Source organism: Sphingobacteriales bacterium (assembly GCA_016699615.1).
GTDB lineage: Bacteria > Bacteroidota > Bacteroidia > Chitinophagales > JADIYW01 > JADJSS01.
In genome coordinates this window covers 774584-790106 of record CP064984.1, presented here as the reverse complement: position 1 = coordinate 790106, position 15523 = coordinate 774584, and the positions used below count along the sequence as shown (strand labels likewise).

Sequence of the window (15523 nt, the reverse complement as noted above, 5' to 3'; positions counted from 1 at the left end):
AATAAAGTTAAATAAATTAGATAGTTAGATTTATGTTTGAAATGATTATTAATTATAAATGGCAAGAGTAATCTACTTTTACCTTTTCTAATATTTTTTGATAATATGATTCGTACAATGGAACAATTAATTGGATGTCAAATTGCTTTGCTTGTTCATAAGCATTTTTCCTAAAGATTTGTAGCTTTTCATTATCTTCTAATAGTTCTAAACTTCTTTCTGCCATCCCATTAATATCACCAATGTCAAGTGTAAATCCAGTTTGATTGTTAATATTTACTTCAGGAATACCACCTGCGTTTGAAGAAATTACAGGCACTTCACATGCCATCGCTTCAAGTGCAGCTAATCCAAAACTTTCACTTTCTGATGGCATCAAAAATATATCAGCAATAGCAAGCAGCTCTTCAATTGCATCCTGTTTCCCAAGAAAACGAACATTGTCATTGATTTGTAGCATTTTAGTAAGAACTTCCGCATGTTGTCTTTCAGGACCATCACCAATCATTAATAATTTTGAAGGTACTTTTTCTTGAATTTTTTGAAATACATACACTACATCTTCAATTCTTTTTACTTTTCTAAAGTTTGAGGTATGTACTATAATTTTTTCACCATTTGGTGCAATTGCTTTTTTAAAATGCTCTTTATTTGTTTTTTTAAATCTTGAGAAATCAATAAAGTTTGGAATTACTACAATATCTTTTTCAATTTTAAAATGTGCTAAAGTATCTTGTTTCAGGCTTTCAGAAACAGCAGTTACGCCACAAGAATTATTAATTGAATAAGTAACTACTGGCTCATATGTTGGGTCTTTTCCAACTAAAGTAATATCTGTACCATGTAATGTTGTAATTACTGGAACTAATATTTTTTTTGTCAATAGAATTTGCTTTGCCATATACGCAGCAGATGCATGTGGAATTGCATAATGCACATGAAATAAGTCTAATTTTGCATTGATAGCAACATCTACTAATTTACTAGCTAATGCAGTTTCATATGGTGCATAATCAAATAATGGATAATCAGCTAAACTAACTTCGTGATAAAATATATTTGCATTAAAAGTATCCAAAAGTCTTGCTGGTTCTCTGTATGCAATAAAATGTACTTGATGACCATTGTTTGCTAATGCTTTGCCTAATTCTGTTGCAACTACGCCACTTCCACCATATGTAGGATAACAAACAATTCCAATATTCATAGGTGCAAGTTAGTACATTTTCCAATAATTTACTTACATTCACATAAAATATATAATTTAATATGAATGAATACAAATATTTTGAATTAAACATTGAAAATAAGATTGCTCATCTTAGAATTAATAGAGCAGATAAAGCTAATTCTTTAAACGAAGAAGCATGGCAAGAACTACAATCAGCATTGAATTATTGTGATGACACACCAGAAGTAAGAGTGATAATTTTTAGTGGAAATGGCGATAAGATATTTTGTGGAGGAATTGATGTAAATATGCTTTTTTCTATCAATCAGAGAGCAAATGCAAAGTGCGAAGGAAGAAAAAGAGAACAATTCAAAAAAATATTATTTGACTTTCAAGAAATTGTAAGCACATTCGAGAAAATATCTAAGCCAGTATTGTCTGCAGTACATGGAGGATGTATTGGTGCTGGTTTGGATATGATTGCAGCAACTGATATGCGATATTGCACAAGTAATGCCTATTTTTGTATAAAAGAAATAGATTTAGGTATGGTTGCAGATATTGGCACACTACAAAGATTACCAAAAATTATTCCTGATGGACTTGCAAGAGAATTAGCATACACAGGCAGAAACCTTACAGCTACTGAAGCATTACAAGCAGGATTAGTGAATAAAGTATATGCCAACAAAACAGAGATGTTGGAAGGTGTGACTGAAATTGCACAACTAATTGCAAGCAAATCTCCAATTTCTGTTCGTGGCTCAAAACGAAATTTAGTTTATTCAAGAGACCATACAGTTACAGATAGTTTAGAGTTTATGGCAAACTGGAATGCAGCACATTTTTTCTCTAATGATTTGATGGCAGCATTCCAAGCAAAAATGAGTAAATCCAATCCAATATTTGAAGACTAAGAGTTAACAAATATTTTTTTAAAAATCTTTTGTATAGATAATATTATTGATTATAATTACATAATGTCAGTTAATAAAATTGGCAATAAATTTGAACAAGTAAATATTATGGAAGCTAAATTTTCACCCAAATTAAGAGAAGTGATTTCTTTCAGTAGAGAAGAAGCACTTAGACTTAGACATGACCAAATAGGTATAGAGCACTTATTACTTGGTCTAATCAGAGAAGGAGATGGTATGGCATTAAAAGTATTACAATCTTTACAGAGCGATATTTCATTACTAAAAAGAAAAATTGAAGATGCTATAAAAGATAAAGTAACAGCAATACCAACAAACACATCAAGCTTGGCACTGACTAAGCAAGCAGAGAAAGTTCTGAAAATTACATTATTAGAAGCAAAATCTATGCAGCAAGATACTGTAGCTACGGAACATTTATTATTAGCAATACTAAAAAACAAAGATAATTTAGTTACCCAGTTGCTAAATAAATGGGATGTAACATATGAAGTTTACAGAGCGGAATTAGAGTTTTTACAAAACGAAAAAGGAATAGATGAGGTAAATTTTGAATTGCCTAATGAACCTTTTGATGATGCTGATGATGATGATAGAGGAAAAAACTTTGGAGGTAGCACAGGACAAGGTGGCACAACTGCCAAAAAGGCTGGAACAAAATCGAATACACCAGTTTTAGACAATTTTGGTAGAGATATTACAAGATTAGCCGAAGATGGAAAGCTAGACCCAATTGTTGGAAGAGAAAGTGAAATAGAAAGAGTATCACAAATATTATCAAGAAGAAAGAAAAATAATCCAATATTAATTGGTGAACCTGGCGTTGGAAAAACAGCAATTGTTGAAGGCTTAGCATTAAGAATAATACAAAGAAAAGTATCAAGAGTATTATTTGGCAAAAGAGTTGTTTCGCTAGATTTGGCGGCATTGGTTGCTGGCACAAAATACAGAGGACAATTTGAAGAAAGGATGAAAGCCATCATGACTGAATTAGAAAAAAATAGAGATGTTATCTTATTCATTGATGAAATACATACAATGGTAGGTGCTGGTGGTGCTACAGGCTCATTAGATGCATCAAATATTTTCAAACCAGCATTAGCAAGAGGTGAATTACAATGTATTGGTGCATCAACATTAGATGAATATAGACAACATATAGAAAAAGATGGTGCATTAGATAGAAGATTCCAAAAAGTAATTGTAGATCCACCAAGCCCAGAAGAAACTGTAACAATACTTACAAATTTAAAATCTAAATACGAAGAATATCACAATGTAATGTATAATGATGCAGCAATTAGAGCATGCGTTCAATTAAGTACAAGATATATTACAGATAGATTTTTACCAGACAAAGCAATTGATATTTTGGATGAAGTTGGTGCACGTGTGCATCTAAAAAATATTCACGTACCACAAAATATTACTGATTTAGAAGCTGAAATTGAAAAAGTAAAGGAAGAAAAAAATCAAGTAGTAAAAAACCAACGATACGAAGAAGCAGCAAAACTTAGAGATACTGAAAAGAAACTACAAGAGCAACTGTTGCAAGCAAAAGTTGAATGGGAAGAAGATGCAAAAACAAAAAGATATCCAATTGCTGAAGAAGATATTGCTGAAGTAGTTGCAATGATGACAGGCATTCCAGTTAGTCGTGTAGCAGAAAGTGAAAGCAAACGCCTAACATTAATGGCCGAAGATTTGAAAAAACAAGTTGTAGGACAAGATGATGCTGTTGCAAAAATTACCAAAGCAATTCAAAGAAATAGAGTAGGTTTAAAAGATCCAAAAAAACCTATTGGTTCATTCATTTTCTTAGGACCAACTGGCGTAGGAAAAACAGAATTAGCACGTGCTTTAGCAAGATATATGTTTGATACGGAAGATTCATTAATCAGAATTGATATGAGTGAATACATGGAAAAATTCTCTGTATCAAGATTAATTGGAGCGCCTCCAGGATACGTAGGATACGAAGAAGGTGGGCAACTTACAGAAAAAGTAAGACGCAAACCATATTCAGTAATTCTATTAGACGAAATAGAAAAAGCACATCCTGATGTATACAATATTTTATTACAAGTTTTAGATGATGGTCAATTAACAGATGGCTTAGGTAGAAAAGTAGATTTCAAAAATTCTATCATCATTATGACATCAAATATTGGTGTGCGTCAGCTAAAAGATTTTGGCGTGGGTGTAGGTTTTGCTACTCAAACAATACAAGATAATATTGATAATATTTCTCGTGGTGTAATTCAAAAAGCATTGCAAAAAACTTTCTCTCCAGAGTTTTTAAATAGAATAGATGATGTTGTTGTGTTTAATTCTTTATCTAAAGAAAACTTACATGTAATCATAGATATCGTACTAAAAAATGTGTACGACAGATTAGAGAAACTTGGATTTAATATCGAATTATCTGAAAAAGCAAAAGATTTTATTTCAGAAAAAGGCTACGATCCACAATTTGGTGCAAGACCATTACACAGAGCAATTCAAAAATATATTGAAGATCCTTTGGCAGAAGAAATCTTGAACCAAAATGTACAAGCTGGTGATACGATCATTGTAAATATTGATGAAAATCAGAGTGAAAAATTAATATTCGATATCAAGAAGAAAAAGAAAAAAACAGCAAAAGAAGAATAATATTATTTTTTAATAATTGATAGTGTGACTAATTTTTGGTCACACTATTTTTTTTAGTACACACATATAAAATCCATCAGTATTGTATGTTGATGGTAATAAAATATGCTCTTCTACAAGATTGAATGTTTTATGTGCGTCTAAAAAAACTTTTATTTGTAGCTGATTTTCTTGAGGCAAAATACTACAAGTAGCATAAACAATAATGCCATTAGGTAATAAATATGATGCAGCATCAACTAAAACTTGGTGCTGTATTTTTATTTTATCTTCTATTGATGCAATACTTAAATTATATTTCAAATCTGGTTGCCTTCTAAAAGTTCCAGTACCACTACAAGGCGCATCTATCAATATCATATTATATTGTTGAGCAGATACATCATTAAAATCTAAAATAGTTATAGATTTATTTTTTATGTTTTGCTTTAGTTTGTGTAGCCTTTTTGGATTAAAATCTGTAGCAAATAATTGAGTATTTGAACTCTTCAACATATTTGTAATCTGAAAAGTTTTGCCACCATGTCCAGCACAATAATCTAATATTTTTGTTTTTTCTTTTTTATCAATGTATTGATAAAATAATATTCCAATACATTGCGAACCAAAATCTTGAAAGCTGAAAAAATATTCTTTGAAGAAATTTGTGTTTTTTAAATTTTGCTGACTATTTATTTTTATACAATTCCAATTTTCTTTTTGAATAAATGAAGGATAATTTGGAATTTCATATTCAATATTCAATTTATCCAATTCTTTAGTAAAATTTGGAACAGTAATTTTTTTAGGATTAATATATAAATACACAGGTGCAACTGTATTCAACGTTTGAGCAACTTCATGCCATTCACTTCCTAATGATTCTAAAATATAATTATATAAATTTTCATCGTATGAATTATTTATTGATTCGTCTAGTATTTTAGTGCTGATGTTTTTTTCTATATTTTCTACAATAGCATTATCTATTGAAAGTATACTCAAATTGTCAATTACTATATTTCTTGCAATTAAACTTATGGCAATAAGTGCGTCGTTTTTATCTACATTTATATTGAGTTGATGGTATATAAATTCATATTTTCTTTTCCATCTTACAATATCATAAATAGTAGATGCAATCAGTTTTCTATCTCTTGAACCTAATATTTTTTGTTGTAAAATTTTTGGCACAATCTTATCAGATAATTCATGTTCATTAAATATTTTGTCTAATGTTTGATGAATTAATTGTACTATATTTTGATGTAATTTCAAGTTGCTTATTCTAAATTTTTTGAATCAATAATGATAGTTACTGGACCATCATTTTCTAATTTAATTTTCATATCAGCACCAAATTCTCCAGTTAGAATTTTGTTAGGCAATAAGTTTTCTAACATATCAATACATTGTTTGTACAATGGAATTGCAATTTCTGGTTTTGCAGCTTGAATAAAGCTTGGTCTATTTCCTTTTTTTGTAGATGCATACAAAGTAAATTGCGATACCAACAACATTTCTCCACCAATATCTTGAACTGATAAATTCATCTTTCCTTCACTATCACTAAAAATTCGCATTTGTACAATTTTTTTACAAAGCCAAGCCACATCACTTTCAGTATCATTATTTTCTATTCCTAATAATATTAATAATCCACAATTTATCGAAGATTTTAATTCATTGTTGATTGAAACAGATGCAAAATTTACTCTTTGGATTATAGCTCTCATTAATTAACTTTTCTATCATCAAACATATAAAAATATTTTGTACTTTTAGACAACACAAACTTTGATGATAAGATTTTTTTTATTACAAATTATTGTTTTTTTTCTGTTTGGTTTATCTGCACAAAATGTTCCTATTGGCACATGGACGGCACATTTGCCAATGGCAAATGCTGTAGACATAACTCAAAGTAATGATTATATCTATTGTGCAACTGAATATGGCATTTTTAGCGTAAATATAGATAATCAACTAATAGAAAAATACACAAAAACAGATGGACTATCAGAAGTAGAACCAGCTAAAATTGCATATAATAAAGAAAATTCGGTTTTAATTATTACCTACAAAAACTCAAATATTGATTTAATTAAAAATGGTAAGATTATTAATATACCATACCTAAAAAATGCAAATATTGTTGCAGACAAAAAGTATACAGCATTGTTACCAAAGACAATTTCGCATATTTAGCTACAGGATTTGGTGTCGTAGTTATAGATTTAATCAATTATGTAGTTAAAGAAACTTTTAATTTCACAGATGGTATTAACACATATCGATGCAATGATATTTTTATAGATAATAATGACATATACGCAGCAACTCAAAATGGTGTATACAAAAATCAACTCAACCAAGCACAAATATTGAATTTTAATACATGGCAAAGAATTTCAGATATTAATACAAATGGAAATATTACAGCAATAACAAAGTTTGAAAATAAAATTTGGGCAAGTATATCAAGTAATATTTATAATTATGATGGTAGTAGCTGGCAATTAGCATTCTCAGAAAACGATTGGACAACATTAGATTTATCTGTTGATAATAACCATTTGCAAATTGTACAACATAAAATTATAAGTGGAAATTTTGTAGACAAACGAGTAGGAAAGTGGCAAACAAATACATTCATTTTTTATGATACACAAAATAACATTGGATATCCATTGAGTGTTTTAGAAGATAAAAATCAACAAACATGGTTTGCAGATTTGTACTCAGGCTTAGTAAAACAAACACCAAATCCATATAGAATTTTACCAAACGGTCCAGGTTCTATTACCAATAAAGATATGGCATTTGCTGGCAACACCTTATTCGTAGCATCATCAAATGCTGGCAATTCTGCCAATCCAACATACAACAAAAATGGAATTTATATTTTAAAAGATGAATTCTGGACAAACTATAATCAATACAATATGCAATTGTTTGATACTGTTTATGATATTACAATTGCACAAGCCATTAACTCAGAAAATAAAGTAATTTTTGGTGGCAATGCTCCAGGTGGAGGAATTATAGAATGGAATGCAGATAATAATCAAGCAACAGTACCATTACATACAAGACCATTTTCAAACACAAAATTGCGTATTACAGGTAGCACTATAGATGCACAAAACAATGTTTGGATTACAGACGCATTCAGTACATTTCCATTAATATATAGAAAAAGCGATGGAACATATGCTTACTTTCAAAATGCTTATCTAAATGGTGCATTACTCAAAGATGTTGCCATAGATGATTATGGACAAGTATGGATTGCAAAAGAATCAAACAATGGTGGTTTGGTTGTATTAAATCATAATAATACATTAGATGATGCATCAGATGATACCTATGTAAATTATGCTACTGGAGAAAATAATGGTAATCTTTCTTCTAATAATGTTATATGTTTAATAACAGACAAAGAAGGCGAAATTTGGTTAGGTACATCCAATGGAATTTCTGTAATACGTTGCGCAGGTTCAGCCATTGATTTAAATTGTCCAGCAGAACAAATTTGCATAAGTAGAAATGATAATACCAATTTTTGTGATAATTTATTAGAAAATCAAGTAATCAATTGCATTCAAATTGATGCCGCAAATAGAAAATGGATAGGCACACAAAATGGCATATATTTAGTAAGCGCAGATGGCGAAACTCAAATACATTATTTCAATACAGACAACAGTCCAATCTTAGGCAATGTAGTTCGCTCTATTGCAATTCATCCAAACAATGGTGATGTGTATATTGGAACAGATAAAGGCATTAACGTATATAGAAGTGAAGCAACAGTTGCCAATTCATCATCTGAAGATGCATTTGTATATCCAAATCCAGTGTATTCAGATTATGTAGGAACTATTGCCATAAAAAATATACCAAACAATTGCGAAGTTAAAATTACTGATGTTGCAGGCAATTTAGTATATCAAACACAAGCAATAGGTGGACAAGCTACATGGGATGGCAATTTACACAATGGACAAAGAGCAGCTAGTGGCGTATATTTAGTATTGTGCAAAGGAAAAGAAAAGAAAGAAAAAGTAGCTACAAAATTTGTATTATTTAATTAGATATTAAATTATGGATATTTTAAATATATTTAAAGAAAATAAACTAGTTGAAAGCGTCAATAACGCACAACAAGCCATAAAAACAACTGGGAAACTAATCTCATTAATATCTGATAATAAAGTTTCTGCATCAGTGCGAGAAATGCTTCAAGGTTTAAAAACAATTATTACAGAGAAACCAAATATTACTTCAGTAAATCATTTTATCAATCACTTTTTATTACAAATTTCACCAGAAAATCAACCTATCATCATCAAAGAATTGTTGGAAGTTTTTCATGAAAGATGGAAAAATGTAGATAGAAAAACAGCTGAAACTGCCATCCAACAATATGATTTTAATGGAAAGAATATTTTAATTCATGGCTCTGATGTTACTATTACTGCATTGATAGAAAATCTTGTAGTGAATTTAAAAACTTGCAACGTTACTCAAATAGTTACAGTACACGATAAAATAGGAAAACAACAAGCAACAGAAATTGCTGAGCTAGGCATTCCAGTTTCAGTAATTGATGATTCCGAAATATCAAAATATATACAACAAACAGATGTAGTAATAATGAGCGCAGAAATTGTGATGCACGAAACATTTATTGCAAAATCTGGCGCGTACAATTTATGCATTATTGCCAATCATTTCAAAGTTCCAGTGTACATACTATCAGACACTAGAAAAATATTAAACAAAAAATATTTCCCAAATTCTGTGGTGGATACATTCGTTGGAAAAAATAAAAAACCAATTGTAGAAGTTTGGAAAGATGCACCAGATAATATCAATACTAATTATTTACATTTGGAAGAAGTATCAAATCATTTGATAACAAAATTTGTTTTTGAAAATGATGCATACACGCCAGAAGAACTTCCAGAGCAAGTAGATAAAACATTAGTGGCAAAATTTATATGATAAAAAATATTATATATATTGTGTGTTTTTTTGTAATGATTGTATCATGTACAAAAGATGAGGATAAATGCAACCCAAATTCGAATTTACAAGCAAATCTTACTGCCGAACAACAACAAAAACTCATTGCAGAGTTTGCCAACTATCAATCAAATAATAACAATATACCACAAGCAGATAGAGTATTCTACGCACAATTAAGAACATTAGCTAATGATGTTGAAGCTTATTACAAAGACGTAAGTGATAGCATGACTTTAGAAGAAAAATATGAAAAATTAAAATATAACTTAAGAAATAGAATTAATCATGTAAGTCAATTATCAGATATACAATACAATAATTCAAATGCTTATCGAACATTATCAAAAAATAGTTTTGTATTAATGACTTATGATGCATTGCAACGCAACAATGCAGAAATGTTATGGACTAATTTAGGAATTTTCGCTGCAAATGAAGTTAGAGCAGGTGTTGTACTAGCATTTGATGTGGCTAATACACTTCATGAAAGTAATATCAATATTTATATTGGAAATCCAAGACAAAACATGAAAGACATTTTAATTCAATCAACTGAATTACTGATTGAAGGACAAGTAAATGTTGTAGTAGATATTGGTGCTTTGGTGCTACTCAATAAATATGTACACACAGATTTAGATGGAGAAAATTGGCTGACGCAAGAAGCAATTCAAGCATTCAAATATCAAAAGCAAGCAGAACAAGCATTGGCTTGCGGACAAAAAGAAAAATACCAAGATTTACAAACTCAAGCAGCAATAGAGTTTGGCGCACATGAGCAAATTTATATTTTACAACCAATTTGGGACAAACCATTATTAAAAAGTTTTTCTGTCATAAATGAATTAATATTGGATATGACAAAACATGATGGTGCATTTTTTGGAGAAATATTTATTGGAGCAAACAAATACATTGAACCAAAACAAGGACATACTATTAAAATACCATACATTGTTGATGATTTAGTTATTGCAAGTCAAAGAGTAGATATTGCCAGAAATGGATTTAATACATATAATAAACTTAGAAAAAATGGAGATTGGGCATATTGGATAGATAAAGCACAAATTAGATTAGGCTACGGCATCGATGTCTACTATCCATCAAAAAAATTGAGTATATAGTCAAGTATGACATCAATATAATGATAATTTGAGATTAGTTTGTTGTTAATTTCAATGCTTAAAATTAATTATCTAACTGCAAAAAACTAATTGAATATAGGTATTTTATTCAATGCTAATTAAGTTTGTGTTTTGCTAACTATTTGCAACTCATACTTTTGTTAATTTTGTAATATATTAGTTAATCAAATGCAAAAAAGAAATTACAAAAGAGTAGAATTAGTAGATAATGATTCTTATAAAATAAAAACCATAGCAATAGAATCTTATGATACTTTTGAAGAAAATCTAGAGATAATAGTTACAGAAATTAGCAACCTTGTCAGAATTGGAGATATCCTAAAACAATTAAATTTAGCATCAGACTCAACATACTTTTTTCATCAATGTCGCGATGTTATTTCTGTTTCTGAAAAACACATTAACGAGAAAGGGAAAGGCAACTTCACATTTCAAGCCAACTTTCATAATTTTCCAGATTCTGCATTATCTATCAATAAAGATGCTTTGGTTGTAATTGTATTTCATCCCAAAAATACAAAAAATGAAAAAGGCGAATTAGAATACAATATTGTAGGCTATATACATGTCAATCAAATTGATGTAGAGCACAACAACATACGCTACGATGGATATTATTACAATATGCTACGCATAAGTGAGCGTGTAGAAAATAATCAAAAAATATATAGACGTAAAAAAATATTTACGCTCATGTTTAGCATTATGCATAGTATTGTAGGCGTAGAAGAAAATATTGCATTTACATATGGTGCAATGGGAAAAGAAAATCAAGCTATAAATGAAGCATTAGAACTGAATACAAAATTGTACGATAAACATTATGAAAAATGGCCATTCTACAACAATACATTAATCAATAAAGTATTTGGAAGCAAAGATGCATTTACTAAAATCGTTGATATTACAAATGATAAAGAGAAACTAAAATCATTTTATCAAATGCTAAAACAACAAAAAAGTAATTATGCTTTCTATCACATGCACACTGAAGAAGATTTCTTTATTACATTAAATAAGATTTTTAGTTATTCTAAATCTTCAAAAGTATTTATGATGCCAGATAAAAATGGCAATATAGCTGCAGCATGTTTGGCTATCAATTGGGGCGATTATTTTTCATTAGAATTAGAAAATCCACAAGGATTATTCAAAATGCTAGCCAAGATGAATTTGACTAAAAATATTTTATATCCAATAATGATAGTAGGAGAAGCAAATGCTGCGGATACATTGCTACGTGGCATTGCACATTATTATGCCAAAAATCATAAGTGTAAAGTCACCGTTCTAAATTCATATGATGGCGATCCATATTACAAAACAAAAGATAGCTTGCTAAAAGATGATTATTTATTTTTAATTATCTGCAATGATAAACAAATTCTTGAAGCCATTAAAGATAAATCTAGGGGCATAGATGGCAATGTAAAACTATACATTGATATTCCATTGTTGTAGATGTGTGTAATTAAATACAATAAAAATATATCTAATTAAAAGTATAGTTAAAAGTAATTGTTCCAAATTGCTCTTCAGCAGCATCACTGTTAGATGAAAACTTAAATTTATATGCAGCTTCTTCTGATATTTTTACCAAGTAGGCATCAGTACTAGTAGAACCTTTGTATGGTCCTTGTGCAAATATTACATTTCCATCTTGTCCTACTTTTATTTGTATCACAATTTTTCCAGCTTTTTGTGAGTTATTGAAAGGTACTTTCTTACTTAATAGACTTCTTCCACTTAAAGAATAATCTGTGCCTGCTCCACCACCAGAGCCACCACTTCCACCACCACCAAAGCCATCGCCACTACCAGAACCACCATTATTGCCTTGCCCACCACTTCCAGAGCCACTTCCTGTGCCATTGCCAGTTCCAGAGCCACTTCCACTACCACTACCACCAGTACCACTATTTTTACCTTTTTTAAATGTACTTGCAACTGCATCTTTGTATGCTTGTTCTTCTTGCTGTTTTTTTAGCAATTCAGCTGCTTCTTTTTGCTTTTGTTCTTCAAGTTTCTTCTGTGCTTTTAGAACTTGTGCTTGTTGGTACGCTTCTAGCTTTTTCTGTTTTTCCAATGCAACTGCTTCTGGATCATAGCTAGTTACCGTATTGCTAGCTGTTGATTTTGGCGTACTTGATGCAGTAGTTGTTGCAGTTGTTTTAGGTGGCGTATAATTGCTCATGTCAGGCTCAGAAGTGCTTTGTTCAGGAGAACCACCACCATAGCTATCACTATTTCCACCACTACCTTCTGGACTGTCTCCAAAATCTAGTACTATAGCATCTATGGCATCTTGTTTAGGTGGATTTTCGAGTGCTATAAAAAATAATATTAAAAATAGCAATAAATGAACTATTCCAGATATTATAAAACCTCTGTTTGTAGATTGTTGAGTTACTGTAGCTGCCATACAATTTTAAAATCTGTTGTAATATTACAATTTTTTTGTTTTAAAATTCGTTAAAATTACTTATTTCCATTCTACGATTTTGCCTTTATTTTTTTGCAGTAATGTATCAGGAATATTATTAATAATCTCTGATTTTATAGCGTCTAGTATCTTTCTTTTCCCAATATTTCTAATATACACCAAACTAATTTCTCTCAAAGGTTTTGGTTGTTTAAACGTTGCAATATTTTCTAATTTCTTTGTAGAAAGTTCTAAAACTGCTAATTCTGGAATAAGCGTGAAGCCACCTTCTATATCTACCATTTTTTTTAGGGTTTCTATGCTTGTGCTTTCGTATGTTGTCTTTTCTTCAAAATTATCATAGATAGAACATATATTTACAACTTGGTCTCTAAAGCAATTTCCTTGTGTTAGCATCCAAATATCTTCTCTCATAATATCGTTGTATTGTAATATTTGCTTTTGTATCAATGGATGATTTTTCTTAGCATACACCATGATTTCTTCGAAAAATAATGGCTCTTCAATAATTTCTGGTTCATGTAATGGTGTTGCTAATATACCAGCATCTATTTCATCAAGCTGAAGATTTTTAATAATGTCTTCAGTTTTCATCTCGATAATTTTCAATTTTACATTATCATATTTTTTTTGAAAACTTCCAATAAAATAGGGTAGAAGATAAGGCGCCACTGTTGGAATAATTCCAATTCTAAAGTTGCCTACTATATGTTGTGCATAATGTGCAGCAAGTTCTTCGAACTGTTTTGTTGCTCTCAATATGGCTCTTGCTTGTGTAATGAGTGCTTCGCCAGCTGGTGTTGTAATAATGGGTTGCCTTTGTCTATCAAAGATTTGAGTGCCTATATCTTCTTCTAATTTTTTAATTTGCATGCTTAATGTTGGCTGTGTTACATGGCAAGCATCAGCAGCTTTTCCAAAATGTTTATAGTTGTCTATTGCAACAATATATTCTAATTGAGTTAAGCTTATCATAAATAATATCTATTGAATTATAAATATAATCAATTTTTATTATTATAAGAATAGTTGTAAATTTGCAGTATAAAAAAATATTTTATGGCTAAGAAAGATAAAAAAAAATCAGCTGATGATAGTAAATTAATCCAAGAACTTAATCAACTGTTAGCAACATATCAAGTGTTTTACCAAAATTTAAGAGGCATACATTGGAATATAAAAGGTCAAAACTTCTTTGACTTACATGTAAAATTTGAAGAATTATATACAGACGCACAATTAAAAATTGACGAAGTTGCAGAACGTATTCTTACATTAGGTCATCAGCCATTGCATACATACTCAGACTATTTGAAGCAATCTTTAGTTAAAGAAGCTAAAAATATAACTAAAGATGTAGATGCTGTGCGTATGATAACTGAAAATCTAACTATTCTTATTAAATTTGAAAAAGCAACGATGAAACATGCAGATGGTGATCAATCAACAGAAGATTTATTAACGCAATTTATTGTATACCAAGAAAAAACTTTATGGATGTTTAAGGCTTGGTTAGGATAATAAAAATATATTTATTCATTAATTAAAAACAAAAAAAACGTAATTATGGCATTATTAAATGTAGGACAAAAGTTCCCACAATTCAGCAAAACTTCAGTAGTAAGTTTAGAAAAAGGCAAAGAGTTTGCAACATTAGACAACAGTGTACACACAAAAGATGGCAAATGGTTAGTAATTTATTTTTGGCCAAAAGATTTTACATTTGTTTGTCCAACAGAAATTATTGAGTTTGACAATGCAAACGGAGATTTCAAAGACAGAGATGCAGTATTAATTGGTGCTTCAACAGACGGCGAATTCGTACACTTAGGATGGAGAAATGCACACGAAGGATTAAACAAAATTAATCATCCAATGTTGGCAGATACATCAAAATCACTTTCAAGAGAATTAGGCATTTTAACTGAAGGCGAAGAAGTATGTTATAGAGCAACATATATTGTAGATCCACAAGGTATTATTCGTTGGGTATCTGTTAATGATTTATCAGTTGGTAGAAATGTAAAAGAAGTTGTAAGAATTTTAGATGCATTACAAACAGATGAACTTTGTCCATGTAACTGGGAAAAAGGTCAAGAAACATTATCATAATTTTTTAAATGTATAGTGGTAGGCAATGAATAGTTGCTTATCA

Annotated in this window: 14 protein-coding genes; 9 read left to right on the top strand and 5 right to left on the bottom strand. The window is 30.1% G+C overall.

All coding sequences use genetic code 11. From position 1 onward, the window contains the following. Positions 1–52: 52 nt before the first annotated feature. Positions 53–1207, bottom strand: coding sequence for an N-acetyl-alpha-D-glucosaminyl L-malate synthase BshA (bshA, locus tag IPK18_03810; GenBank protein ID QQR98660.1), 1155 nt, complete (start codon positions 1205–1207; stop codon positions 53–55). A 62-nt stretch (positions 1208–1269) separates the two neighbouring features. Between bshA and IPK18_03805 the strand changes: the two genes are divergently transcribed. Next, positions 1270–2088 (top strand): crotonase/enoyl-CoA hydratase family protein, encoded by an 819-nt coding sequence (locus tag IPK18_03805; GenBank protein QQR98659.1) that lies wholly within the window; start codon positions 1270–1272, stop codon positions 2086–2088. Positions 2089–2196: 108 nt separating this feature from the next. Further along, on the top strand, positions 2197–4764 hold the full coding sequence (locus IPK18_03800; GenBank protein QQR99293.1) for an ATP-dependent Clp protease ATP-binding subunit: 2568 nt from the start codon (positions 2197–2199) through the stop codon (positions 4762–4764). A 39-nt stretch (positions 4765–4803) separates the two neighbouring features. Here IPK18_03800 and IPK18_03795 read toward each other — a convergent pair whose 3' ends face one another. Together IPK18_03795 and IPK18_03790 are read right to left on the bottom strand one after the other, a co-directional pair. Beyond that, a complete protein-coding gene (locus IPK18_03795; protein QQR98658.1) occupies positions 4804–6021 on the bottom strand; it encodes an RsmB/NOP family class I SAM-dependent RNA methyltransferase in 1218 nt (405 codons plus the stop codon). A gap of 5 nt (positions 6022–6026) precedes the next feature. Then, a complete protein-coding gene (locus IPK18_03790; GenBank protein QQR98657.1) occupies positions 6027–6479 on the bottom strand; it encodes a D-tyrosyl-tRNA(Tyr) deacylase in 453 nt (150 codons plus the stop codon). 64 nt (positions 6480–6543) lie between these two features. Between IPK18_03790 and IPK18_03785 the strand changes: the two genes are divergently transcribed. From IPK18_03785 to IPK18_03765, 5 genes are all read left to right on the top strand, one after another. Then, positions 6544–6951, top strand: coding sequence for a hypothetical protein (locus tag IPK18_03785; protein QQR98656.1), 408 nt, complete (start codon positions 6544–6546; stop codon positions 6949–6951). A gap of 176 nt (positions 6952–7127) precedes the next feature. After that, positions 7128–8840, top strand: a complete 1713-nt coding sequence (locus IPK18_03780) for a T9SS type A sorting domain-containing protein (GenBank protein QQR98655.1) — start codon at positions 7128–7130, stop codon at positions 8838–8840. Positions 8841–8850: 10 nt separating this feature from the next. Continuing rightward, positions 8851–9753, top strand: a complete 903-nt coding sequence (locus tag IPK18_03775) for a hypothetical protein (GenBank protein ID QQR98654.1) — start codon at positions 8851–8853, stop codon at positions 9751–9753. Further along, the gene (locus IPK18_03770; GenBank protein ID QQR98653.1) at positions 9750–10904 is read left to right on the top strand and encodes a hypothetical protein; all 1155 of its coding nucleotides are present in this window, start codon (positions 9750–9752) and stop codon (positions 10902–10904) included. The genes IPK18_03775 and IPK18_03770 overlap by 4 nt, the downstream gene beginning before the upstream one ends. Positions 10905–11093: 189 nt before the next feature. Next, entirely contained in the window at positions 11094–12386 is a 1293-nt protein-coding gene (locus IPK18_03765) for a hypothetical protein (GenBank protein ID QQR98652.1), read from the top strand. A 31-nt stretch (positions 12387–12417) separates the two neighbouring features. On the opposite strand, the gene IPK18_03760 is transcribed toward IPK18_03765, so the two are convergent. Both IPK18_03760 and IPK18_03755 read right to left on the bottom strand, forming a co-directional pair. Then, positions 12418–13347 carry a hypothetical protein gene (locus IPK18_03760; protein ID QQR98651.1) on the bottom strand — a complete coding sequence of 310 codons (930 nt, stop codon included), beginning with the start codon at positions 13345–13347 and terminating at the stop codon, positions 12418–12420. Positions 13348–13407: 60 nt separating this feature from the next. Further along, positions 13408–14343, bottom strand: coding sequence for a hydrogen peroxide-inducible genes activator (locus tag IPK18_03755; GenBank protein ID QQR98650.1), 936 nt, complete (start codon positions 14341–14343; stop codon positions 13408–13410). Between the two features lie 84 nt (positions 14344–14427). On the opposite strand from IPK18_03755, the gene IPK18_03750 reads away from it, so the two are divergent. Continuing rightward, positions 14428–14889, top strand: coding sequence for a DNA starvation/stationary phase protection protein (locus IPK18_03750; protein ID QQR98649.1), 462 nt, complete (start codon positions 14428–14430; stop codon positions 14887–14889). Positions 14890–14934: 45 nt separating this feature from the next. Beyond that, entirely contained in the window at positions 14935–15480 is a 546-nt protein-coding gene (locus tag IPK18_03745) for a peroxiredoxin (protein ID QQR98648.1), read from the top strand. The last annotated feature ends 43 nt before the right edge of the window (positions 15481–15523 follow it).